This window comes from Micrococcus sp. TA1, assembly GCF_014199555.1.
In the GTDB taxonomy this organism is placed as follows: domain Bacteria; phylum Actinomycetota; class Actinomycetes; order Actinomycetales; family Micrococcaceae; genus Citricoccus.
Window position 1 is genome coordinate 524713 of the sequence record NZ_JACHNW010000001.1, and the last position, 24919, is coordinate 549631.

16 protein-coding genes are annotated in these 24919 nt (G+C 72.6%); 13 read left to right on the top strand and 3 right to left on the bottom strand.

What is annotated here, in order from left to right; genetic code table 11:
- The first annotated feature begins 48 nt into the window (after nt 1–48).
- The 11 genes from GGQ69_RS02160 (at nt 49) to GGQ69_RS02210 (ending at nt 16825) form a co-directional block, all read left to right on the top strand.
- On the top strand, nt 49–1107 hold the full coding sequence (locus GGQ69_RS02160; protein ID WP_183524019.1) for a MoxR family ATPase: 1059 nt from the start codon (nt 49–51) through the stop codon (nt 1105–1107).
- A 70-nt stretch (nt 1108–1177) separates the two neighbouring features.
- On the top strand, nt 1178–2437 hold the full coding sequence (locus GGQ69_RS02165) for a DUF58 domain-containing protein (RefSeq protein WP_183524022.1): 1260 nt from the start codon (nt 1178–1180) through the stop codon (nt 2435–2437).
- Nucleotides 2437–4941, top strand: a complete 2505-nt coding sequence (locus GGQ69_RS02170) for a DUF3488 and DUF4129 domain-containing transglutaminase family protein (protein WP_183524025.1) — start codon at nt 2437–2439, stop codon at nt 4939–4941. Before GGQ69_RS02165 ends, GGQ69_RS02170 begins: the two co-directional genes overlap by 1 nt.
- Nucleotides 4942–4946: 5 nt before the next feature.
- Nucleotides 4947–6266 (top strand): RDD family protein, encoded by a 1320-nt coding sequence (locus tag GGQ69_RS02175; protein WP_183524028.1) that lies wholly within the window; start codon nt 4947–4949, stop codon nt 6264–6266.
- The gene (locus GGQ69_RS02180; RefSeq protein WP_183524031.1) at nt 6263–7207 is read left to right on the top strand and encodes a PP2C family serine/threonine-protein phosphatase; all 945 of its coding nucleotides are present in this window, start codon (nt 6263–6265) and stop codon (nt 7205–7207) included. The genes GGQ69_RS02175 and GGQ69_RS02180 overlap by 4 nt, the downstream gene beginning before the upstream one ends.
- A complete protein-coding gene (locus GGQ69_RS16765) occupies nt 7204–9054 on the top strand; it encodes an FHA domain-containing protein (protein ID WP_183524035.1) in 1851 nt (616 codons plus the stop codon). Before GGQ69_RS02180 ends, GGQ69_RS16765 begins: the two co-directional genes overlap by 4 nt.
- Entirely contained in the window at nt 9051–10748 is a 1698-nt protein-coding gene (locus GGQ69_RS02190) for a serine/threonine-protein kinase (protein WP_183524039.1), read from the top strand. Before GGQ69_RS16765 ends, GGQ69_RS02190 begins: the two co-directional genes overlap by 4 nt.
- A 53-nt stretch (nt 10749–10801) precedes the next feature.
- Nucleotides 10802–11611: a hypothetical protein gene (locus tag GGQ69_RS02195; protein ID WP_255459395.1), complete on the top strand. Its 810-nt coding sequence runs from the start codon at nt 10802–10804 to the stop codon at nt 11609–11611.
- A gap of 58 nt (nt 11612–11669) precedes the next feature.
- Nucleotides 11670–13310, top strand: coding sequence for an arylsulfotransferase family protein (locus GGQ69_RS02200; protein WP_183524042.1), 1641 nt, complete (start codon nt 11670–11672; stop codon nt 13308–13310).
- A gap of 174 nt (nt 13311–13484) precedes the next feature.
- Entirely contained in the window at nt 13485–15929 is a 2445-nt protein-coding gene (gene ligA, locus GGQ69_RS02205; RefSeq protein WP_183528194.1) for an NAD-dependent DNA ligase LigA, read from the top strand.
- Nucleotides 15926–16825, top strand: a complete 900-nt coding sequence (locus GGQ69_RS02210; protein ID WP_183524045.1) for an inositol monophosphatase family protein — start codon at nt 15926–15928, stop codon at nt 16823–16825. The genes ligA and GGQ69_RS02210 overlap by 4 nt, the downstream gene beginning before the upstream one ends.
- Here GGQ69_RS02210 and GGQ69_RS02215 read toward each other — a convergent pair.
- Both GGQ69_RS02215 and ppk2 read right to left on the bottom strand, forming a co-directional pair.
- On the bottom strand, nt 16822–19602 hold the full coding sequence (locus tag GGQ69_RS02215; protein WP_183524048.1) for a cation-translocating P-type ATPase: 2781 nt from the start codon (nt 19600–19602) through the stop codon (nt 16822–16824). The genes GGQ69_RS02210 and GGQ69_RS02215 overlap by 4 nt on opposite strands.
- Nucleotides 19603–19698: 96 nt before the next feature.
- Nucleotides 19699–20532 carry a polyphosphate kinase 2 gene (gene ppk2 / locus GGQ69_RS02220; protein WP_183524051.1) on the bottom strand — a complete coding sequence of 278 codons (834 nt, stop codon included), beginning with the start codon at nt 20530–20532 and terminating at the stop codon, nt 19699–19701.
- 189 nt (nt 20533–20721) lie between these two features.
- Here ppk2 and GGQ69_RS02225 point away from each other — a divergent pair, with 189 nt between their 5' ends.
- Complete coding sequence (locus tag GGQ69_RS02225; RefSeq protein ID WP_183524054.1) at nt 20722–21111, top strand: SHOCT domain-containing protein; 390 nt, start codon at nt 20722–20724, stop codon at nt 21109–21111.
- A 214-nt stretch (nt 21112–21325) separates the two neighbouring features.
- Nucleotides 21326–24028, top strand: a complete 2703-nt coding sequence (locus GGQ69_RS02230) for a LuxR C-terminal-related transcriptional regulator (protein WP_183524057.1) — start codon at nt 21326–21328, stop codon at nt 24026–24028.
- 25 nt (nt 24029–24053) lie between these two features.
- On the opposite strand, the gene GGQ69_RS02235 is transcribed toward GGQ69_RS02230, so the two are convergent.
- A complete protein-coding gene (locus GGQ69_RS02235) occupies nt 24054–24884 on the bottom strand; it encodes a class II glutamine amidotransferase (RefSeq protein WP_183528196.1) in 831 nt (276 codons plus the stop codon).
- Between the last annotated feature and the right edge of the window lie 35 nt (nt 24885–24919).

The following is a 24919-nucleotide window of genomic DNA, read 5'->3' on the forward strand; positions in this document are numbered from 1 at the left end:
CAGCACCAGCACCTGCACCAGCGTCACCAGCGAAGGGGACACCGCACCATGACCATGACCACTGAACAGGCCGAGTGGTTCGCCGGCACGTTCGAGAAGATCTCGGACAACATCGGCCAGGCCATCCTGGGCAAGGAGGACGTCATCTCGCTGGTGCTCACGGCGATGCTGACGGACGGCCACGTCCTGCTGGAGGACGCGCCCGGCACCGGCAAGACCATGCTCGCGCGGTCGCTGGCCGCCACGGTGAAGGGCACCCACTCGCGCATCCAGTTCACCCCGGACCTGCTGCCCTCGGACGTCACCGGCGTGACGATCTACGACCAGAGGACCCAGGAGTTCGAGTTCCACCGGGGACCGATCTTCGCCAACATCGTGCTGGCCGACGAGATCAACCGGGCCTCGCCGAAGACCCAGTCCGCGCTGCTGGAGGTGATGGAGGAGGCCAGGGTGACGGTGGACGGCGTCACCTACGCGAACGAGCGCCCCTTCATGGTGATCGCGACCCAGAACCCGATCGAGCAGGCTGGCACGTACAGGCTGCCCGAGGCCCAGCTGGACCGCTTCCTCATCAAGACTTCGATCGGCTACCCCGACCGCAGCTCCACCGTCGAGCTGCTCTCCGGTGCCGCCACGAAGGACCGCTCCGGTGCCCTGAGCCCGATCATCACCACCCAGGCCATCCGGGACATGGCCGAGCTGGCCACCACCGTCCACGTGGACGGGGCCGTGCTGAACTACATCGCCGAGCTGGCCGAGGAGACCCGCGACGCGGACGAGACCCGGCTGGGCGTCTCGGTCCGCGGCGCCATGGCCATGGTCCGCGCGGCCAAGGTGCGTGCGGCCTCCCGGGGACGTAACTACGTGCTGCCGGACGACGTCAAGGACCTGGCCCCGCACGTGTGGACCCACCGGTTGGTGCTGGATCCGGAGGCCGAGTTCGCCGGGGCCACCGCGCCGGCCGTGCTCACCCGCGTCCTGGCCCAGGTGGATGCCCCGCAACACCGCGCCGAGGCACCGGTCCGGGTGGGCGCCGCGGCGTCGGCCGGCGCCGGAACGTCCGGGGACCCCGCGGCGCGGAGCGGTTCCACCGCCGCCGGGGCCTGAGGTGCCGACGGCACGGAGGGCCCCGGAACGGAGCGCCCCGCAACGGCAGCCCCGTCCACGAGGGGCCGGGGTGGCCGGCGTCCTGAGGGAGCGGTGGAGGCGGCTGGGAGAGTCGGCCGCCATCACCACGGGGCCGGTGCTCGAGTCCGCCGCCGGCTGGTGGGCGCGATCGGCCCGCCCGGTGGTCGAGGTGGTCTCCCCGCTGGGGTGGATCGTGCTGGCCGTGACGGTGACCGCCTGGACGGTCGGAACGACGCTGGGCTGGGCGGAGGCGCTCATCGCCGGACTGGTCGGCGTCCTGCTGCTGCTGCTGGCCATCGGCTTCATCCTCGGCCGCTCCTCCTACCGGGTGGACCTGGACCTGGCACGCTCGCGGGTGGCCGTCGGGGACCGGGCGGTCGGGGCGATCGAGGTGACCAACACCGCGGACCGCGCCCTGCTCCCCGTGGCGATGGAGCTGCCCGTGGGGCGGGCCACCGCCGTGTTCCCGTTGCCCCGGATGCGCCCGGGCGCCGTGCACGAGGACCTGTTCACCATCCCCACGCACCGCCGCGCGGTGATCGTCGTCGGGCCGGTGCGCTCGGTGCGCCAGGACCCGCTGGGCCTGCTGCGCCGCCAGCTGAGGTGGACCGAGCCGCAGGACCTGTACGTCCACCCGCGCACCGTGGCCCTGCAGGGGTCCTCGGCCGGGTTCATCCGGGACCTGGAGGGACTGCCCACGAAGGACCTCTCCAGCGCGGACGTCTCCTTCCACGCCCTGCGCGACTACGTGCCCGGTGACGACCGCCGCCACATCCACTGGAAGACGGTGGCCCGCACCAACACGCTCATGGTCCGCCAATTCGAGGAGACCCGGCGCGCCCACCTGGCCATCGCCCTGTCCACCAACACCGCCGAGTACGCCACCGAGAACGACTTCGAGCTGGCCGTCTCCGTGGCCGCCTCGATCGGACTGGAGGCCTTCAAGGAGCAGCGCAACATCTCCATCCGCACCCACGCCGGGCCGATCCACACCGAGACCGGCCGCAACATGCTCGATGACATGACGCGGATCGAGGGCAGGCCGCTGCGCGGGACCAGCCTGGACGTGGCCCGCGAGACCGCGGACCACGTGCCCAACGCCTCGGTGTTCTTCCTGGTCACCGGCAGCCAGCCCAGCCCCGGTGAGCTGCGCCGGGCCGCCAACGTGGCGCCGCCCGGGGTCCGCGCCTTCGCCATCCGGTGCGCCCACGGGCTGGAGACCGGGCGGGCGAGCATCGGGGACCTGACGGTGGTCTCCATCGGGGACCTCCAGGACCTGGGCCTGGCCCTGCGGAAGGCGGCGGCGTGATGGCGGGGGCCCGGACGGGGCTCCGGGAGAGGGGCCTGCGCCACCCCCGGGCCCAGGTGGGCGCCGACGCCGCCGTGCTGACCGTGCTGCTGGGCCTGGGGATGCTCGGCTTCCACGACACCTTCGCCGGGGACCCCCGGTACCTGACGGCCGGCTTCGGGGGAATCGTCCTGGGCCTGGCCGTCGCCCTGGCGAGCTCCTCCCGGCGATGGGGCCCCTGGCTGACCTCCGGCGTGGTGATCGCGGTCTACCTGGCCGCCGGCCTCGTCCTGGCCACCCCGGCCGACCCGGCCGCGGGTGTCCTGCCGGGTGCGGACGCCCCCGGGGTGCTGCTCACGGCGCCGGTGACCACGTGGAAGGACATCCTGACCGTCGCGGCACCGGTGGGCGTGCACGGCGGCATGCTGGTGGCCCCGTACCTGTCCGGGCTGCTGACCGCCGTGGTGGCCGGCCTGCTGGCCTGGCGCGTGCGGGTGCCGTACTGGACGCTCATCCCGGTGCTGGCGATGACCGTCGTCGGCATCCTGTTCGGCACCAAGGACGCCCCCATGGCCCTGCTGCGGGGCATGGTGCTGGTGATGGCCGCCGTCGTCTGGCTGGCCTGGCGCCGGCACCGGATGCGGGTGCACGGGACCCGGACGTCCGCCGACACCACCACGCTGACCCATCCGGCCACCGCGCGCCGGCTGGTCTGGCGACGGGTCGGCCTGGGGGCCGGGGTGTTGGCGGTGGCCGGACTGCTGACCGCCGCGGCCTCGCCGCTGCTGCTGCAGGACCAGGACCGCAAGGTGCTCCGGGACGTGGTCGAGCCCCCGATCGAGCTGTTCGACTACCCGAGCCCGCTGATGAAGTTCCGGCAGTACGTCAAGGACCAGCACGAGGAGGTCCTGTTCACGGTGGACGGCCTCCCCGAGGGCCAGCGGGTCCGGCTGGCCGCCCTGGACGCCTACGACGGCATGGTCTACACGGTGAACCCCCAGGCCAGTGGGCACTTCTCGCCGGTCGGTGACGCCTCCCGCCTCTCCGCTGCAGAGTCCCCGGACCTGCCGAACCGCCAGAACGGGTCCCTGGAGATCACCATCGGGGCCTACGACGGCGTCTGGCTGCCCGGGGGCGGGAAGCTGACCGGGGTGGCCCTGTCCGGGCCGCGGGCCGGCGAGCTGTCCCGGTCCCTGTACTACAACGACGCCAACGAGACCGCCCTGTCCGCCATCCCGCTGCAGTCCGGGGACTCCTATACCGCCGAGGTCGTCTACCCGGTACGGGTCGACCCGGAGGAGCTCGAGGACCGGGACTTCGCCACGGTGGTCATGCCGGAACTGGCCGGGGTGCCGCAGGTGGTCCCCGAGAAGGCGGCCGAGCTGACCGGCCGGCAGGACTCCGCGTTCGGCATCGCCGGCGGGCTGGCGTCCACCCTGCACGAGTCCGGGGCGTTCTCCAACGGACGCGAGGGCGAGGTGACCTCGCTGTCCGGGCACTACGCCGGGCGCATCACCCGGTTGCTGGACGCGGAGCAGTGGATCGGCGACGACGAGCAGTACGCCGTGGCGATGGCCCTGATGGCCCGTTCCCTGGACATCCCGGCCCGCGTGGTCATGGGCTTCTACCCGGAGAACCACCCCGAGGGCGGCGGGCCGGTCCAGATCAAGGGCAAGGACGTCCACGCCTGGGTGGAGGTCAACTTCGAGGACATCGGCTGGGTGGCCATGGACCCCACCCCGGACAAGGACAACGTCCCGACCCCGCCGCAGCAGCAGCCGCAGTCCACGCCGAAGCCGCAGGTGCTGCAGCCCCCGCCCCCGCCGCAGGAACAGGCCGACCTCCCGCCGGACACCGCGCCGGAGCCGCAGGACGCCGAGCAGGAGGAGCGCTCCTGGTGGGACCGGTGGGGAGCCGTGGTGATGATCGTCGTGTACTCGATGATCCCCGTCCTCGTCCTGATGATCCCGCTGCTGGTCATCGCGCTGCTCAAGGGACGGCGGCGCACGCGGCGCCGTCGCGCGGACAGCCCGGCCGGGCAGGTCTCCGGCGGCTGGTCCGAGGTGCTGAGCCTGGCCGCGGACCTGGGCTCGGAGCCGCAGCGCACCGGCACCCGGCGCGAGCACGCCGCCGCACTGGGCGCCGCCTTCCCGACGACGGCGGCCGGCACCACCCTGCTGGCCCGCCGCGCCGACCACGCCGTCTTCGGCCCCGGGGAGCCGACCGAGGCCCAGGTGGCCGAGTACTGGGAGCGGGTGGACGAGAACATCGCCGGCATCCGTGGCTCGGTGGGCGGCTGGCGACGGCTGCGGGCGAGGTTCTCCCCGCGGTCCCTCGTGCTCGAGGCCCGCGCCCGGCGCCGGCAGCGGCACCAGCTGCGGCGCCAGCAGCGCCTGGCCCGCCGTGCGGCGGCCTCCGGGCGCCGGGCGGAGGAGCGCGCGGCCGAACCGCGGTCACGCCCGGCCCGGCGTGGCGGTGGCACCCGAGCAGTCCGTACAGTGGACGACCAAGCGAGCAAGGAATAGGAACCGTGCAGAGAACCCTCAACCTGGTCAACGCACCGGCCGGAAAACGGCTGGCGGCCTGGCTGATCGACCAGATCATCCCCGCGGTGGCCGTGGGCGTGGTCTACGCGGTCACCGTCCCCGCGGTCCTGGCCGGGGCCGGCAGCGCCCGGCAGGACGCGCTGGTCACCCTCTGGCTGGGCATGCTCATCGCCGGCGTGCTGTCCCTGGCCTATGCGGTCTGGCTGTGGGGCTGGCAGGCCTCGGCCGGCAAGACGCCGGGTCACCTGCTCCTCGGGCTGCGCATCACCTCCGAGGAGGGCACGCCCGCCGGCTGGGGGCCGATCTTCCTGCGCTCCGTGCTGATCGGGGTCAGCGGGCTGGTGCCGGTCGTCGGGCCGGTGCTCATGCTGCTGTCGAACACCTGGGACACCAACCACCAGCGCCAGGGCTGGCACGACAAGGTGGCGCGCACCCTCGTGCTGGACGTGCACACGGGACGCAACCCGCTGACCACCGGCGGACTGTTCGGACCGTCCACGTTCGCTCCCGGCGCCCTGAGCCCCGGAGACCCCGGCCACCCCGAGACCGGGGTGAGCACCCCGGCCCTGACCCGCTGGCCCGCGTTCACCGCGGCCGGGCCCATCACCACCGTCCCGGGGGGCGGGCGGAGTCCGTCCCCGGACGCGTCCGGCCCCTCGTCCCCGGACGCGTCCGGCCCCTCGTCCCCGGACGACCGGCCCGCCCCGCCGTCAACGGCCACGCCGCCGGCGCCAGGGGCGGTGCCGAAGCCGGCCCCCGTGCCCGGGGCCGTCCGGCCGGAACCCGCCCACGCGGCAGCCGGGCGCCCCGCCGCGGCACCGACCGCCGCCCCGCGGACGCCCGTGCCCGCCGGCTCCGGCCACTCCTCGGGGTACCGGGAGGACCGGGTCATCCTCGTGGGTGGGGCCGGATCGTCCGCGGACCCGGACGAGGAGCTGGGTTCCACCCAGCTGCGCAGCCGGCCCGCCGGACCCGCCGCGGTGAGGCTGCGCTTCGACGACGGCCAGGCCCATGAGCTCTCCGCATCCGCCCTGGTGGGACGCAACCCGGCCGCGGCCGCCGGCGAGACCGTGGACCTGCTCATCCCGTTCGCGGACATGGGGCGGTCCGTGTCCAAGACGCACCTGCACCTGTCGGTGGACTCCGCCGGCGTCTGGGTGACCGACCGCAACTCCACCAACGGCTCCGGCATCACCCCGCGTGGCGGGCAGCGCCGGCGGCTGGAACCGGGCCAGCCCGTCCTGGCCCCGGTGGGGACCACCGTCCACTTCGGCGACCGCTCCTTCACGGTGTCCGCTGCATGACCCTGGAGACTGCCATCGACGCGCCCCAGAGACCCTTCCGCCTGAACTACGGGTTCGGCACCCATCGTGGACTGCGCCGGCACCTGAACGAGGACTCCCTGGTGGTCACCGGGAACCTGTTCGCCGTGGCGGATGGCATGGGCGGACACGAGGCCGGCGAGGTGGCCAGCAGGATCTGCGTGGAGACCCTCGCCTCGGGGGTCAAGCAGGTCCGGGACGACCTCACGGCCGAGCAACTGCAGCACCTGATGGTCGCCTCGGATGACGCCATCCGCAGGGTGGCGGACTCGCGGGCGGGGACCACCCTGGCGGGGGCCGCGATCGTGCGGGAGCGGCAGGGGCTGTACTGGATGGTGTTCAACGTGGGTGACTCCCGCGTCTACCGAGTGTCCGAGGGGCGGTTCGGTCAGGTCAGCGTGGACCACTCCGAGGTCCAGGAGATGGTGGACGCGGGCTACCTGAGCAGCGAGGAGGCCCGGCACCATCCCCGCCGGCACGTGATCACCCGGGCCCTGGGCACCGGTGAGGCGTCGGAGGCGGACTTCTGGATGCTCCCGGTCCATGACGGGGACCGGCTGATGATCTGCTCGGACGGGCTGACCTCCGAGGTGGACGACGACGAGATCCTGCGGGAGCTCACTGCCCACCACGCGCCGCAGGACGCGGTGGACGCGCTGATCCGCAGTGCCCTGCGCGGCGGCGGCCGGGACAACATCACGGTCATCGTGGTCGACGTGGAGGACACCGAGGCCGAGGAGAACCGCAGCATCACCTCGCCCCGGGCCCTCCACTCCGAGGAGCAGCAGACCACCCGGCCCCGGTTCGGGTCCGGCGAGACCGGAACGCTGGTCGGCGGCGTCCCGGGTTATGCCGGCGCCGGCACCTCGGACGCCGCGACGGGCGGCACCGGTCCGGGCGACGGGGGAGGGGAACGACCATGACGCCGACAGCGATGGTCCGCTACAGCGCCGGGCCGTGGCTCGGGCTGGTCCGGGGCCGGTCCCTGGTGGCCCTGCCCGCGGACGCCAGCGAGGAGACCGCCGCCGTCCTCTGGGACCTGCTGGCCGGGACCCCGGGGGTGGAGCACCTGCTCGCCACCGTCCTCTCCGGCCGCCTGGACCTGACGGGGATGCCCGCGTTCGCCATCGTCTCCTACGCGGACCAGGACGTGCACGCCATCCTGCGCGGGGACGTCCACCTGCGGATGACCGGACTGGACGACGTCGAGACCCGGTTGAGCGGGACCGGGGTCTCGACCTGGGCCGAGCGGATCGTCCCCGGGGTCCGTTCCTTCGAACTGCTCGTGGACGACGCCCTGCCCGATGCGGAGGACCTTCCGCTGGAGGCCGGCGCCGTGCGGCTGGCGGCCCTCCAGTGCGACCTGATGGCCGCCGCGTCCGGGGACCCCGAGTCCTGTCCGGCGGCCCGGCCGGCCCATCACCTCGCGCCGGTCGCGGCCCCGACGCCGACGGCCCCTCCGGCCGGCCCGGCCGCCCCGTCGGAACCGGGGCGGGCAGCGGACCCCGTCCCGCCCGCGGAGTCCGCCGACGTGGGGGACGGCGCGGTGACCGGCCACACCGATGATGGCGAGGGCTGCGCGGACGCCGAGGACGGCGCGGGTCACGCGGCGCCCGCGATGGGCGATCAGCCGGCCGGGGAGTCCGACATCGACATGACCATCGCCCCGGACACCGCCGAGTACCTGTCATCCCCCTCCGCCTCCGACGCACCGGAATCCTCCGGCCGGACCACCCTGGTCCAGCCGGCCGAGGACGGGACGGCGTCACGCGAGGAGACCGACGTCGAGGCCCCGTCCGAGGCCGGCCCCGGGGAGGACGTCGAGCGCGGCACGGTCGCCGACCCGGCTCCCGCGTCCGCAGCGTCCGCACCGGTCCGGCCGGCCTCCCGGGCGCCCGAATCCCAGGAGCTTATCGACTCGGTCCCGTGGCTCGCCGCGGCCCGAAGCGCCGTCCCCGCCCCGGTTCAACCGGGCGCGGGACGGCCGGATGAGGGCCGGCCGGACGGGGGATCCCCCGTGCCGGCCGTCCCCGCCGAACCGGGCCGGGCGGGCGCTCTGGGGGCGCATCCCGAGGACGATGTCGATGCCGACACCGTGCTGTCCCCGTCGGCGGCCGCGCTGGCCGCGGCCGGTCCGGCACCCGCCGACCGGACCCCCGCGCCACCGTCCGGGCCCGCACCGGGGACCCCGACGGCCGTGCCCGCGGATCCGGACCACGACGGCGAGACCGTCATGAGGTCGGACCTGGACCTGGCCGGCGTCGAGACCGTGGACCCGGCCGTGCCCGAGGCCCCGGCGTCTCCGGCCACCGGACCCATGGTCCTGGCGCGGCAGTGCTCCACCGGGCACGCCAACCCACCCACGTCCAGCACCTGTGCGCGTTGCGGGCAGTCGCTGGGGGGAGAGGCCCGGCAGGTCCGCCGTCCGCCCCTGGGCCGGATCCGGATGTCCACGGGCGAGGTGCTGGAGCTGGACCGGCCGGTGATCATCGGCCGCCAGCCGCAGGCCCACCGCGTGGGATCGGGCACCATGCCGCGGATGATCCAGGTCCGCAGTCCCCACGGGGACATCTCCCGCTCCCACTGCGAGGTGGTCCTCGAGGGCTGGCACGTGCAGCTGCGAGACCTCAAGGCCACCAACGGCACCGTGCTGATCCGCGAGGGCGCCGCCCCCCGCCGGCTGGGCCAGGGCGAGGCCGTCATGGTCCTGGACGGGGACATCGCGGACCTCGGTGACGGCGTCTCCCTGCGGTTCGAGGCGATCCCGTGAGCTCGAAGCGTCCCCCGGCGCCGCCTCCGCAGATCGCCGGGTACCGGTACCTCAGCCTGCTCGGATCCGGCGGGTTCTCGGACGTCTACCTGTACGAACAGGACCGGCCCCGGCGCAAGGTGGCCGTCAAGGTGCTGCTCGCCGGGTTGCGGACCGAGCGCGCCCGCCAGTCGTTCGAGTCCGAGGCCAACCTCATGGCCCAGTTGTCCTCACACCCGTACATCGTCACGATCTACGAGGCGGACGTCACCGAGGACGGCCACTCCTACCTGGCCATGGAGTACTGCTCCCGGCCCTCGCTGGACATCCGCTACCGGCGTTCGCGGCTGGGCGTGGACGAGGTCCTGGCCCTCGGCGTCCAGGTGTCCTCGGCCGTGGAGACGGCGCACCGGGCCGGGATCGTGCACCGGGACATCAAGCCGGCCAACATCCTGACCACGGACTACAACCGGCCCGCCCTGACCGACTTCGGCATCTCCGGCACCACGGACATGCTGGACGAGGAGGCCGGCATGTCCATCCCCTGGTCCGCGCCGGAGGCCTTCACCGGCGGGTCCCCGGACGGGGTAGCCATGGACGTGTGGTCCCTCGGAGCCACCCTCTACACGCTGCTCGCCGGCCGGTCACCGTTCGTGCGGCCCGGTGCGGACAACTCGCAGCGGGAGCTGGTCTCCCGGATCGGCAGGGCGCCCCTGCCGCCCCTGAACCGTGCGGACCTGCCCGCCTCCCTGGAACTGGTGCTGGCCACCGCGATGGCCAAGAACCCGGCCTCGCGCTTCCCCTCCGCCCACGCCCTGGCGCTGGCCCTGCAACGGGTCCAGTCCGAGCTGGGACTGTCCGTCACCCCCTTCGAGGTGATGGACGAGTCCGGGTCCCTGGAGGCCGAGGACGACGCGGTCGAGGAGGGCGGCGAGGCCACCCGGGTGCGCCAGGTCGTCTCGATCGACCCGGACCGCGGCGCCACGGACACCTCACGGCTCTTCCCGCCGATGCCCCCGGCCGCCGCACCGGGGCGCCCCGCCGAGGACGACGTCGACGACGCCACCGTCATCCGGCCCGGCCGCGGCACCCGGGGCCACCCGGGCTCGACGCCGGCCGGCACGTCCGCGGAGGACGATCCTACGATCATGGGCGGGCGGATCGGCGGCGGCCTGGCCGGGGCCCGGGCGCCGTCGCGCCGCTATCCCCAGGCCGGCGGGGAGTGGGAACCCGACGGCACCACCGCGCACCGCGTCGAGGAGAGGTCCGGTGCGTCCCCGGCCATGGCGTGGGCGACCGAGAACAGGACGGGGATCATCGCCTCGCTCGTGGTGCTGGTCCTCGGGGTGGCCGCGGCCGTGTGGCTGGCCGGCAGCCTCTCGGCCCGTCCCGCCCCGGACACCGCGCCCACGCTGATCTCCGAGTCCCCGGCCCTGCCGCTGCCGGAACCGGAGCGACCGGTGCGTGCGGCTGAGGAGGTGTCCGGTACCCGTCAGGGGCAGGACGCGGTGTTCACCTGGACGAACCCGGAGCCGGCGCAGGGTGACGAGTACCTCTGGCGGACCACCACCGCCACCGGCAAGGGCAGGATCACTACCGCCGAGAAGGCCTCCGCCACCACACCGGTCCTGGAGCAGGACCGCACCTGCATCGAGGTCGTGGTGGTGCGCGCCAACGGCAAGCAGTCGGATCCGGCGGTGGGGTGCGTGGAGTGACCGCGGTGCCCCGGACGGGCACCACGACGGCAGGACACAGGACGGGGGACATCATGGAGGGGGAACCGACGATGGATGCTGACGGGAGCGTCGCACAGGACGGCGCAGGACGGCCGGATCGGCCGGGACAGCGGCAACCGCCGCGGAGCGGCACGGGGGCCGACGAGCTGACGGTCTGCTTCGTCGGGGAATGGTACGAGGTCTCACCGCACGCGGTGTTCACGATCGGTCGTGAGGGAGACCTGGAGATCGACGACAACCCCTACCTGCACCGCCGGTTCATGGAGATCCGGCAGATCGACGGGCTGTGGTGGCTGACCAACGTGGGGTCGATGATCTCCGCCACCGTGGCCGACGCGTCCGGCGGCATGCAGGCCTGGGTCTCGCCGGGTTCGCGCATACCGCTGGTGTTCGGCCAGCTCAACGTGGTCTTCACGGCGGGCCCGACCACCTACGAGTTCTCCGTCCACCTGAAGAACCCGTCCTTCCTGCACCAGTCGAACGGGACCGAGGGGGTGGGGGAGACGACCATCGGCCCGGTGCTCTTCACCCCGTCGCAGAAGGCCGTCATCGTGGCGCTGGCCGAACCGATCCTGCGGCGCGGGGGGACCGGATTCTCCACCGTCCCCTCCTCCGCCAGCGCCGCCCAGCGACTGGGCTGGCCGCTCACCCGGTTCAACCGGAAGCTGGACAACGTCTGCGACAAGCTCGACCGGGTGGGTGTGGCCGGCCTGCGCGGGGGAGGGGGCCGGCTGGCCACCAACCGGCGCACCCGCCTGGTCGAACACGCCGTGACCTCGCATCTGGTCACCGCGGACGACCTGCCGCTGCTGGACCAGGCGCACGGCGCCGAGGAGGACTGAGATCGCAGCGCCCGCCGGACCTTGGTCCGGGCCCGGGGCCTCCGGTAGACACTGAGGGGTGCGGGACAGGTCGGTCGTGCGGCGCGGATCGGTCCGCCGGGGCTGGTTCGCCGTGCTCGCGGTGGCCGCGTTCGCCGCTGCGGTCTCGGCGTGCCTGCCGGGCCCGGACCCCGGGCCCGGGCAGGAACCGGGGAACGATCCCGGTGCGCAACCGGTCCCGCACCAGGATTTCGTCAGCCGCCCGGACCTGTTGCCGCCGGCCGTGAGACTCACCGAGGGACCGGCGTGGTCCGACGAACACGCGAGAGCCGAGCAGTTCACCTTCCTGACCCCCAACTACGGGACCAAGACGCCCTCGGACGGTGCCGTCATCCTCGACGCCCGCGGTGAACTCGTCTGGATGAGTCCCTCCCGCGAGGACGTCGAGGATGACGAGTACTTCGACCTGCGCGTCCAGGCGTATCGCGGCGAACCCGTCCTCACGGTCTACCGGGGCACCAGTGAGCAGGGCCGGGGTGACGGGGAGGTCCTCGTCCTCGACGGCTCCTACGAGGAGATCGTCCGGGTGACGACGGGCGGTTCGCTGGGACCCGGTCAGGCCGACTTCCACGACTCGACCATCACCTCCGAGGGCACCATGCTCATCGGCGCCTACGTGGTCACCCCGGCGGACCTGGGCGAGGTGGGCGGACCTCGTCACGGGTACGTCGAGGACGCCGTGATCCAGGAGGTCGACATCGCCACCGGCGAGGTCCGGTTCGAGTGGAGCGCACTGGACCACGTGCCCCTGACCGAGACCGTGCTGGACTTCGGGCGGGAGCAGGCGGAGGTCGCCGAGGAGGCCGCGGAGGAGGGGACCCAGGCCCCGCGGCTCGGCACCCGGGACGAGCCCTTCGACTACTTCCACATCAACTCGATCGCCGAGGACCGGGACGGTGCGCTGCTGGTCTCCGCTCGGCACACCAGCGCCGTCTACCGGATCGAGCGTGGCACCGGAGAGGTGGACTGGACCCTGGGCGGCTCCTCGAGCGACTTCCGGATGGGCGAGGGCGCCTCCTTCGCCTGGCAGCACGACGCCCGGCGCGCTCCGGACGGCACCCTGACACTGCTGGACAACCACGCGGGTGGTCACGAGGGCGACGCCTCCTCCCGCGGGCTGCGCCTGGCCCTGGACGAGGAGGCGATGACGGCCGAGGTGGTCACCGAGTACCTGCCGCCCGCCGAACGGAAGGCCAGCAGCATGGCCAACGCCCAGCAGCTGCCCAACGGCAACATGCACATCGGCTGGGGAGCCCGGCCGTCGTATTCCGAGTACACCCCGGACGGTGAGCTCATCTACGACGTCTGCCACGGGGACGAGTGCTACGGCGAGGGGTACGAGGGCGGTGGTGGCAGCTACCGTGCCTACGCGTTCGCCTGGGAGGGCCGGCCGGCGTCCGGTCCGGACGTGGTCGTCCGCCGGGACGACGGCGGGCGCGTGGCCTATGCCTCCTGGAACGGGGCCACCGAGGTGGCCCGGTGGAGGCTGCTGGCCGGTGAGGACCGGGCAGGTGCCGTCAAACGGGCCACGGTCGGCAGGGACGGCTTCGAGACCGCGATCCCGGTCACCGGTGGGGAGCCGTACCTGATGGTGGAGGCCCTGGACGCGGACGGCCAGGTGCTCGGGACCGCCACCGCGGCCCCTGGGCCGGGCGACTGAACCGCCCGGCTCACCGGCCCGGCAGGGAGTCCGGGAGCGCGTCCGCGTGGACCGTGGAGGACGTCATCAACTGCGTCAGCTCTCGGTCCGCGCTGGTCTCGGGCAGGATGCGCGTCGCGTCGGTGCCCGGATGACGGGGAGGCGTCCTAGGCTGGAGCGGTGAGCACGCAGCAGATGGACCGAGATCCCGAGGTCGACGCCTCCGTCCAGCCCGAGGCCGGGGACATCCCCACGGAGGCCCTGCGGGAGAAGTACGAGCACCTCGTGGACGAGGTCCGCCGGCACCGCGTGGCGTACTACCAGAACGACGCCCCACTGGTCTCGGACGCCGAGTACGACGCGCTCTACCGCAGCCTCGAGGACCTCGAGGCCCTGCACCCCGAGATCGTCTCCAACGACTCGCCGACCCAGGAGGTCGGCGGCGAGGTGTCCACCGCCTTCGCCCCGGTCACCCACCTGGCCCGGATGTACTCCCTCGACGACCTGTTCTCCATCGAGGAGCTGCGGTCCTGGTACGCGAAGACCTCGGCCTCGATCGAGGCCATCGCCCCGGGCACCACTGCGCGCTGGCTCGTCGAGGTCAAGATCGACGGACTGGCCGTGAACCTGCTCTACCGGGACGGCCGGCTGGTCCGTGCCGCCACCCGGGGTGACGGCACCACGGGTGAGGACGTCACCCACAACGTGATGACCATCAAGGACATCCCGCAGCAGCTGTCCGGGTCCGGCTGGCCGGCCGAGATGGAGGTGCGCGGGGAGATCTTCATGCCCACCTCCGCCTTCCGGGCCTTCAACCAGCAGCGGGCCGAGGCAGGCCTGGCCCCGTTCGCCAACCCGCGCAACTCCGCGGCCGGGTCCCTGCGCCAGAAGGACCCCGCGGAGACCGCCAAGCGTCCGCTGAGCATGTTCGTCCACGGCATCGGCGCCCACTCCGGCCTGGAGGCCGGCTCCCAGCACGCCACCTACGAGCTGCTCGCCGGCTGGGGCCTGCCCACCAGTCCCTACACGCGGATCGTGGAGGGACTGGACGGTGAGGACGGGAGTCCCGACGGCGGGATCCTGGCCTTCATCGAGGAACACGGCCAGAAGCGCCACGACCTGGTCCACGAGATCGACGGGATCGTCATCAAGGTGGACTCCTTCGCCCTGCAGCGGGCCCTGGGCCACACCTCACGCGTGCCGCGCTGGGCCGCCGCCTACAAGTACCCCCCGGAGGAGGTCCACACCCGGTTGCTGGACATCCGGGTCAATGTGGGCCGCACCGGCCGTGTCACCCCCTACGCGCTGATGGAGCCGGTGGTCGTCGCCGGATCCACCGTGTCCATGGCCACCCTGCACAACCAGGACGTGGTGAGGGCCAAGAACGTGCTCATCGGGGACACGGTGGTGCTGCGCAAGGCCGGGGACGTCATCCCGGAGATCGTCGGGCCCGTCCTGCCCCTGCGCGAGGGCAAGGAGCTCGGCACCGGCCCGGAGGCCGGACTGCGCGAGTTCGTGATGCCCACCGAGTGCCCGTCGTGCGGCACCACCCTGGCCCCGGCCAAGGAGGGCGACGTGGACCTGCGCTGCCCCAACGCGCGCACCTGCCCCGCCCAGCTCACCGGCCGCATCGAGCACGCCGCCTCCCGCGGTGCCTTCGACATCGAGGCGCTGGGCGAGGAGGCCGCGCTCTGGCTGACCAACGGTCCCGGCCCGGATCCCGCCGGGAACGGGGGCCGTGTCCGTCCCGAGGGACCCGGCGTCCTCACCTCCGACGCCCAGCTCTTCGACCTGGTCCACCCCCACGACGACGACCTCCGGGACGAACTGCGCCGCCGGCTGGGCGAGGTGCGGGTCTGGCGGGAGAAGCGCCGGCGCGTGGACGGCAGGATGGTCCCCTCCGGCCAGTGGGAGCTGAAGCCCTACTTCTGGACCCAGGGCACCGCGAAGAAACCCTCGGAACCCACCGCGAACACCCTCAAGCTCTTCGACGAGCTCGAGAAGGCCAAGGCCCAGCCGCTCTGGCGCGTCCTGGTGGCCCTGTCCATCCGGCACGTCGGCCCCACGGCGGCCCGGTCCCTGGCCACCGCCTTCGGCTCCCTGCGGGCGCTGGCGGACCTGGCCACCACGGTTCCCGAGGGACTGAGCCCCGAGGAGGCCCGCGCCGCCGCCCAGCAGCGCCTGGCCGACGTCGACGGGGTCGGCCCCATCATCGCCGAGGCCGTCATCGAGTGGTTCGGCGAGGACTGGCATACGGGAATCGTCGAGCGCTGGCACGATGCCGGCGTCGTGATGGAGGACGAACAGGACGAGGACACCCCGCGCACGCTGGAGGGCCTGACCGTGGTGGTCACCGGGTCGCTGGAGGAATTCAGCCGTGACTCCGCCAAGGAGGCCATCATCATCCGCGGCGGCAAGGCCTCCGGTTCGGTGTCCAAGAAGACCGACTTCCTCGTGGCCGGTGAGAACGCCGGCTCGAAGCTGGACAAGGCCGAGTCCCTGAAGGTGCCGGTCCTGGACGAGGCCGGCTTCGTCCGGCTGCTGGCCGAGGGACCGGCGGCCGTGCGAGACACCGGCGCCCACGAGGACCCCGACACCGATGGAGAGGACACCATGACCGACAACGAGGAGCAGCGATGAGCCGCGGACTGCTGGCCGTGGCCCGGGCCGCGGCCCGGGCGGGAGCGGCCGTACTGGCCGAGCGGCCCCTGAGCCCGACGCCGGCCACGCGCCAGGACCTGGGCGCGGACACCAAGAGCTCCGGTTCGGACTGGGTCACCGACTACGACCGCCGGGCCGAACAGGCCGTCCGCGAGGTCATCACCGCCTACCGCCCGAACGACGCGATCTCGGGGGAGGAGTACGGGCACACCGAGCCGGCCACCCCCTCGGGATACCGGTGGTCCATCGACCCACTGGACGGGACCACGAACTTCATCCGCGCGATCCCGCAGTTCTGCACCTCGGTGGCCGTCGAGGGCCCGGGTGAGGACGGGGACGAGGGGGTGCGCTGGCTGGCCGGTGCCGTCGTCGCCCCCGCCCTGGGCCGCAGCTGGTACGCGGCCGCGGGCCAGGGCGCGTTCTCCACCGTGGACGACGCCGTCACCGGGACCTCGGGCGAACCGGTCCGCCTCCACGGCCCGGTGCTGGGCCGGTCCGGCCGGCTGCTGGCCAGCGGCTTCGGTTACGCCGGGGCGCGCCGCGACTTCCAGCTGCGCGCGCTCGCGGCCATCCTGGCGCACTTCGGGGACGTGCGGCGGATCGGCTCGGCCGCCCTGGACCTGTGCATGGTGGCCGACGGCACCCTGGACGCCTACGCCGAGTTCGGCATCCAGGAGCATGACTGGTCCGCCGGTGCCCTGATCGCCGAGGAGGCCGGGGTCCCGGTGCGCCGGCCCGCGCACGCCGACGGCACCGACCACCCGGACTGGACGGTGGCCGGCGTGCTGGACCCGGACGCGGGAGGCGGGACCGGGGACGCCGCCGACCGGCGGGCCTGGGCCGACGCCGTCGAGGCCCTGCTGCCCGGGAGCTAGACGGGCCGGGGGGCGGGGCGTTCGGCGGCCCGGCCGCCGACCACCTCGGTGACCGCACGCGCGGGCTCCCTCCCGGCCGCCCGGTGGCGACGGATGGCCTTGTCCAGTTCGACGACGAGGGGGACGACCAGCCCCAAGCCGAGGCAGGCGAGCCACTGGCCGCCGCTCAGCGACGTCGTCAGCAGCAGGTTCTGCAGGAATCCCAGTTCGACGGCGGCCACCGTGGTGAGCACGGGGATGGAGAGGATCTTCAGGGCACCGAGGATCGGGGCCCTGAGACCCGACTCGGGATCGCGTCGCTTGGCCAGGCTGCCGAAGATCGAACTGAACGAGAGCACCACGAAGGCCATCGTCAGCGGCACGCTCGGTGCGGTGGGGCTCATGGGCCCGGGAGCCAGCAGCAGGGCCGCCAGCGTCACCGCGAATCCCAGGACCCCGTAGACCAGCCACTGCGTGACGGCCCCGCGGTTGGTGATCGGCTGGGTGGTGTCCCGGGGTGGCCTGTCCATCAGGTCGGGGGCCGGCGGGTCGGTCATGATGACGATCACCGGGAAGATGGTCACGAAGAAGTTGATGAACAGGATCATCGTCGGCATCAGCGCGACGCCGTGGTTGATGTCGAAGACGCTGGCGGTCAGGAACAGCAGCACCAGGGCGAACAGCGCCGACATCTGGTAGCGGACGAAGGACACGATCTTGTCGTAGATGCTGCGGCCCAGCCGGATGGCGGACACCAGCGTGCCGAAGTTGTCGTCCGTGAGGATCATGTTGCTGGCCTGCTTGGTCACCTCGCTGCCGGATCCCATGGCCACGCCGACGTCGGCCTGCTTGAGCGCGGCGGCATCGTTCACGGCGTCCCCGGTCATGGCCACGACGTCCCCGCCCTGCTGCATGAGCCGGGCGAGCCGCAGCTTGTCCTGCGGGGTCACCCGTCCGAAGACGTGGAGCCGGGGCAGCGCGCGGGCGAGGTCCTCGTCGGTCATGGCCTGGATCTCGGCGCCACTGACCGCCCCAGGGCCCAGCTCGAGCTCGGCCCCGATGGCGGCGGCGGTGATGGCGTGGTCACCGGTGATCATGCGGACGTCGATCCCCGCCCGGTGTGCCAGGCGCACGGCCTCGGCCGCCTCCGCACGCAGGGGGTCGATGATGCCGACCATGCCGACGAAGGTCAGCTCCTCGACGAACCGCATCGGATCCGCACCCACCTCCGCCTCCCGGCCGTCCAGGATCCGGCCGGCGAAGGCCAGGACCCGCAGTCCCTGCTGGGAGAGGGACTCGTTGGCCTCCAGGATCTCCTCGCGCACGCTGCCGATGTCCACCTCCCCGTCCGGCAGCATCGCCTTTGCGCACCGGGCCAGGACCACGTCGGGGCCGCCCTTGACGAACTCGACGAAGTGCGGGCCGTCCTCGAACGGCAGGGTGTGGAAGGTCGCCATGAACTTGTACGCGGAGTCGAAGGGGACCTCGGCGAGCCGCGGGTAGGCGCGGCGTGTCGTCTCGGCGTCGACGCCCATCTTCGCCGCCAGGACCACCAGCGCGGCCTCCGTCGGGTCGCCGATGACCTCGCCGGCGTCGGAGACGGTCGCGTCGCTGTTCAGGCACAGGCCGTAGGAGAGCCGGGTGAAGTCGGGCGCAGGCTCGCCGGCGACCTGGCGGATGGCGCCGGTCTTGGCGTAACCGTCGCCCTGCACGCTGTACCACCTGCCGCGCAGGTACAGTTGCCGCACCATCATCTGGTTCATGGTCAGGGTGCCGGTCTTGTCCGAATTGATCGCGCTGGTGGCCCCCAGCGTCTCGACGTCGCTGAGGTTCTTGACCACGGCCTTGTGCTCGGCCAGCTGGTTGGCTCCGTAGGCCAGCATGGCCTGCACGAAGGTCGGCATGCCCGTCGGGATCGCGGCGATGGCCATGGACATGCCGACCAGCAGGACAGCCGCGAGGGGCTGGCCGCGGAGCACTCCGATGATGACGATCACGGCCACCGCGGACCAGGCGACGATGCCGATGACCTTGGTGAGTCCGTCCAGCTCGCGCTGGAGGGGTGACTTGCCCGGGTCCACGGACGAGAGCATCGAGGCGATCTTGCCCATCTCGGTCTGCATGCCGGTCTCGGTCACCACCATCACGGCCGTCCCGCGCGTGACGGCCGTGTTCTGGAAGACCATGCTGGTCCGGTCACCCAGGGGCACGTCGGCGTCCGTGAGGGCCTGGGCGTCCTTGGCGATCGGGGCGCTCTCACCGGTCAGTGCGGCCTCCTGGGTCTCCAGCGTGGCCGACCGCAGCAGCCGTCCGTCGGCGGGCACCAGGTCCCCGGCCTCGAGGTTCACGACGTCCCCCGGCACCAGCTGCGTGGCGTCGAGCTGGCTCAGCGAACCGTCCCGGACGACGCGCGCCTGCGGGATCTGCATCTTGGCCAGGGCGTCGACGCTGGCCCGGGCCTTGAGCTCCTGCTGGGTGCCCAGGACGAGGTTGAGGACCACCAGCACGGCCACGACGATCCCGACCGGCACCTGGTCGATGACCAGGCTGACCACGATGACGCCGACGAGCATCAGGTTCATGGGGTCGCGCAGCAGCCGCAGTGCCACCGCCCAGCGCGAGGGGGGCCGTTCGGAGGCGATCGCGTTGGGCCCGTACCGCGCCAACCGCTCTCCGGCCTCCGACGTGGTGAGCCCGGACTGCTCGTCCGAGTCGAGCAGGGCGACCACGGCAGCGGGCTCCTGCGCGTGCCAGGACGCGGTGGCGGCCGGCCCGGACGTGGTCTCGTGGATTGCCATGGCATGGTCCCCTGGTCTTGCGCGGCGTCCGGCGCGGCCCGCGACCGCGCCGATTGAACGGGTGTGCCGGATCCGTGACGTCCACGGACGCGGCGGTCAGTAGGCTGCGGGCACCTCGCGGGGGAGCCGCTGCGGTTCCGTGTAGTCCCCCCGGTCCTGACGCCTGGGCAGCGTGACGTCCGGCTTCTCGAGCGGTTCGTAGGGGATCTGGTCCAGGATGTGCGTGATGATGTTGAGCCGCCCCCGCTTCTTGTCGTTGGTGTCGGCGATGTACCAGGGCGCCCAGGCGGTGTCGGTGCTGCGGAACATGTCGTCCCGGGCCCGCGAGTAGTCGAACCAGCGGCTGTAGGACTCCAGGTCCATGTCCGAGAGCTTCCAGTACTTGCGCGGGTCGTCGATCCGGCTCTGCAACCGCAGGGTCTGCTGCTCGTCCGTGACCTCCAGCCAGTACTTCAGCAGCAGGATCCCGGATTCCACCATGGCCCGTTCGACGTCCGGGACGACCCGGAGGAAGTTCTTCGCCTCCTCCTCGGTGCAGAACCCCATCACCCGTTCCACCCCGGCCCGGTTGTACCAGCTCCGGTCGAAGATGACGATCTCCCCGCCGGCGGGCAGGTGCGGTACGTACCGCTGGATGTACATCTGCGACCGTTCGCGCGGCGTGGGCGTCGGCAGCGCCACCACCCGGAACACGCGGGGACTGACCCGTTCGGTGATCGTCTTGATCACTCCGCCCTTGCCGGCCGTGTCCCGGCCCTCGAAGACGATGACGATCTTGGCGCCGGTGGACTTGGTCCACTCCTGGACGGCCACCAGCTCGGCGTGCAACGGCTTGACCAGCTCGGCGAATTCCTTCCGTTTCATGACCGGTGCCCCGCCCGGATCACCCGTGGACCCGCCGTGTCCGGCGGTGGACTTCTTCTTTCCCATGACCGCGAAACCTCCACTCGCGCCTGAGCCTGCCGGGACGGACACCGCCCGCCCCGTGACCAGTCTCCCCGCGCCACGGGGGGACCGGCCGGTCTTTCACCCCGCCCGGGTGACGCTCCGGGGTGCACCCGGGTGGATACTTCGAGGCACCGGGGAGGGGATCGGCCGTTGCCTCACTAAGGAGTGATCATGGATTTCTGGGAGAGTTTCTGGGAGTTCTTCTGGTTCCTGTTCTGGCTCTACGCCTTCGTGGCGTTCTTCTACGTGCTCTTCGCGATCATCTCCGACATCTTCAAGGACCGGGCGCTGAACGGCTGGCTCAAGGCGGTGTGGCTGATCGTGCTGGTGTTCATTCCCTTCATCTCGATCCTGGTCTACCTGATCGCCCGCGGTGACGGCATGGCGGCCCGGAACCAGCGGGAGGCCGCCGCCCGTCAGGACGCGCAGGCGTCCTACATCCGGTCGGTGGCCGGAGTCAGCCTCACGGATGAGATCACCAAGGCGCGCGCCCTGCTCGACGACGGCACCATCACCGAGGAGGAGTACACACTGATCAAACAGAAGGCCGTGAGCGGCTAGCAGCACGGCCGGGAATTCATCCGGTCCGGGTGATCCGCCCCGGGGCGGGCCGGTCGTACAGTGTGCCCGGAGGCGGTCACTGGACGACAGGGAATCGCCCGGTCATGCGGTGGAGCGGGGGACCCGCGTGCCGGGACCTCGCCGGCAGACCGGCGCCCTCGGACACCGAGCGGGACAACACAGGTGGCCACCGGGTGATTCCGGGAAGGACTGCATGATGAGGGCTGGCCCGCCCACCTCCGCGACGACGGTGCCGTCACGACAGGGCGTACCGGACCCGGCGCCGTCGCGGCCCGCGCCGGCCGCCACCGGCTCCGAGGGACGCACCAGGACCGGGGCGCCGGAGGCCCGTCTCGGCACCCTGCGGCGGCGCCGCCTGGAGGAGGCCGTCTCGGGCGGGGTCCGGTCCGGCCGGACCACGGTGGTCTCCGCCCCCGCCGGATACGGGAAGACGACCCTGCTGGCCGACTGGTCGCGCAATGGCGATGAGGCCTGTGCCTGGCTGAGCGTCGGCCGGGCCCATGCGGGTCCCGCGGACCTCTACCGCGGGATCGTCGTGGCGCTGCAGGACGTGGCGGCAGGACTGGGCGGCCCGGCCCGAGGTGCGGTACTGGGCCTGGACCCGCGACCAGGACGCAGTCCCCGCGAGGACCACGAGAGCGTCATCCGGGCCCTGGAGGCGCTCACCGAACCCCTGGCCCTCGTCATCGACGACCTGCACCTGGCCGGTCCGGGCCTCGACGGCGGCCTGGTGGGGAGCCTGCTCGAGTCCAGGCCGGCCGGGCTGCACCTGGTCCTGTCCGCACGCGGCGCTCCGGCCCTGCCGCTCGCGGCCGCGAGGCTCCGCGGCGAGGTCGCCGACATCGGGCCGGGTGACCTCGCCTTCACGCTGGCAGAGACCGGTGAGCTGCTGTCGATGCTCGGCTTCGACGGCCCGGTGGAGGCCCCGGCGCTGTGGAGGGCGACGGGCGGCTGGCCGGTGGCCCTGTCCCAGGGCCTGGCGCTCGACCCGGCGGGGGCGTCCCCGGCCGATGCCTTCTCGCCGGAACCACGCCGGGCCTTCCTGGACTATGTCGCCGAGGAGGTCCTGGCCGGTTGTCCCGCGCCCCTGGCGGACTTCGTCCTGCGGGCCACGGCACGGGACACGATCGACCGTCCGCTGGCCATCGAGCTGGGTGGAGACACCGAGGGGGCGCGGCTGCTGGAGGAGTGCCTGGGGCAGGGGTTCTTCCTGGAGGAGGACCCCTGCGGCCTCCCCGGGTCCAGGTACCGCTGGCAGCCGCTGTTCGCCGCGGCCTGCCGCACCATCCTGTCCCATCGCGACCCCCGGCTCGCCCGCACACTCCACGGCATCGCGGCGCGGCACTACCAGGACGTGGACGTGCGCACCTGCGTCTCGGAGGCCCTGCTCGGCGACGATCCCAGGACGGCGATGAGGTCCATCGGCGAGCACTGGCTCGAGGTGCTGATGACCGAGGGAGCGGCATCCCTGGAGGACCTGTGCCTCCGGTTGCCGTTCCCCTGGAGCGAGGACCCCGAGGTGCTCCTGGTCCGGTCCGCCTGCCGCGCGACCGAGGGTGACCAGCCCTACGCCGCCGAGCTGGCACGCCGGGCGTCCTCTGGCCTGACGGGCCTGGGCACGGCGCGCCGGCGCCGCTTCACCGTCAACCGTGAGCTGTTCGAGCTCTTCGTCCTGGGCAGTGGCGATCGTGAGGCGGCGGCCCGCGAGGGGTACCGGCTCGTCGACCTGGCCACGCGACATCCGGCAGCCACGCTGACCGACGCCCTCTTCCTCGTGGGCCGGGCCGAGACCCGCTCGTTCCGCCCCGGGAGGGCGGCGACCGACCTGCTGCGGGCGGCGGCCGCGGCCGGCCGCGCCAACGGATTCACCACGATCGAACAGTGCGCCGGGGCAGAACTCGCCCTGGCCCTGTCCGTCCGGGGTGACTTCACGGCGGCCGAGGAGCAGGGCACGGCGGTGGTCGGCCGCCCCGGCGCGTCCTCCCCGGCCCGCGGTCGATGCCTCGCCCCGGTGTGGCTGGCCAGCGGACTCAGGGCCTACTGGCAGGACGACCTGGCGCGCGCCGACCGCGACCTCGCGCAGGCGGACGCGGCGGGCAGCGGTCCCTTCCCGGCCGACTCGCTGGGCATGGTGTACCGGGTCCTCGTCGCCTGCGCCACGGGGGACCCTGCCCGGATCACGGCAGCGGACCTGGCGCTGCGGGCCTTCGACGCGCAGGAGCGCCACGACTCCGCCTGGTCCACGCTGGCCCGGGTCGCCGCCGCGAAGCTGCGTGAGGCGGCGGGCGACCTGAGGGGCGCCGGGGCCATCGCCCGCCCCCTGGCCAGGGGCGGTGTCTCGCCCCTGGCCGGCGCCCTGATGGCCGAGGTCCTGCGCAGGGCGGGGGAACCCGAGGCCGCCCTCGACTGCGTGGAGGCCCTGGGGGAGGAGGAGAACCCACCCTATGTCCGGGCCAGCGCCGCCGTGACCGAGGTCCTGATCGCGGACGCCGCGGGAGAGGCCACGGTCGCCCATGACCGGCTGGAGTACGCCGTCGCCTGCGCGGAACCCCAGTCGGTCCTGCGGCCCTTCGTCGAGCATCGCGCGGACCTGCTCCGGCTGCTGGTCCAGCACGCGGCGTGGGGCACCGCCCACGATGCCTTCATCGCCTCGGCGCTCGCCCACCAACCGCCCGATCCCGTGCGGCGCCGACAGCGCGACTCCTGGACGCTCTCCGAGAGGGAACGGGAGGTCCTCTCCTACTTGCGGACGATGCTCACGGCCGCGGAGATCGCCGACTCACTCTTCATCTCGGTGAACACCCTCAAGACGCACCAGCAGTCCATCTACCGCAAGCTCGGTGCGACGAACCGCCGGTCCGCCATCCGGATCGCCATGGCACGCGGACTCGTCTAGGACGGCCGCCGTCCTGTCCCGCCCGCTACGCCGCGACGGGTGTGAAGGGTGCGAGCTCGATCCCGCCGCCGCGCACGGCCAGGAACGTCGATTCCGGAACCTCCTGCCAGGCCCCCTCGAGATCACCCAGGGGTTCGGACACCACCAGGCGTGCGTCCGGGGAGAGCCGCTGCAGTTGAGGGTTCTCCGGATGCAGGGCGCGGAGCGCCGAGACGTCCCTGCTGTAGAACAGGGACCTCGACCGGCCCTCGGTGGAGTAGCGGAAGGCCCAGGTCGTGTCGCCGTCCGTGGTCGCCACGGTCATCTGCACCGGGTGCTCGATGCCGTGCCGTCGACCGGTCTCCTCGATGAATCCCACGGCGGTGGCGACCGCCGGTGCGGGATCGTCCTCGAGGCCGAACGTGAGCGCGAGGTAGAAGAACAGCTCCGAGTCGGTGGACCCCTCGATGAGCGGGAAGAACTCCGGCGCCACGGCCACGGCGAGGTCACGCTTCACCCGGGGGAAGTCGCTGATCATCCCGTTGTGCATCCACAGCCAGCGCTCGTGACGGAAGGGGTGGCAGTTCGTCTCCTGGACCGCGCTGCCCGTCGACGCCCGGATGTGCGCGAAGACGCGTTCCGACCAGGCCAGCGCCGAGAGCTCGCGCAGGTTCCTGTCGTTCCAGGCGGGGTGCGTGCTGTGGAAGAGCCCCGGGCGGGGACCCCTGGAGTACCAGCCGACCCCGAAGCCGTCGCCGTTCATCTCCTCGGCACCCAGCCTCGAGTGCTTGCTCTGCATGACCAGGGAGCGCACGGGCCTGAACAGCAGGTCCTCGAGGTTCACCGGTGAACCGGAGTACGCGAGCCAACGGCACATGATCATCACTCTCCGAAAGGACATCGAACCACGGC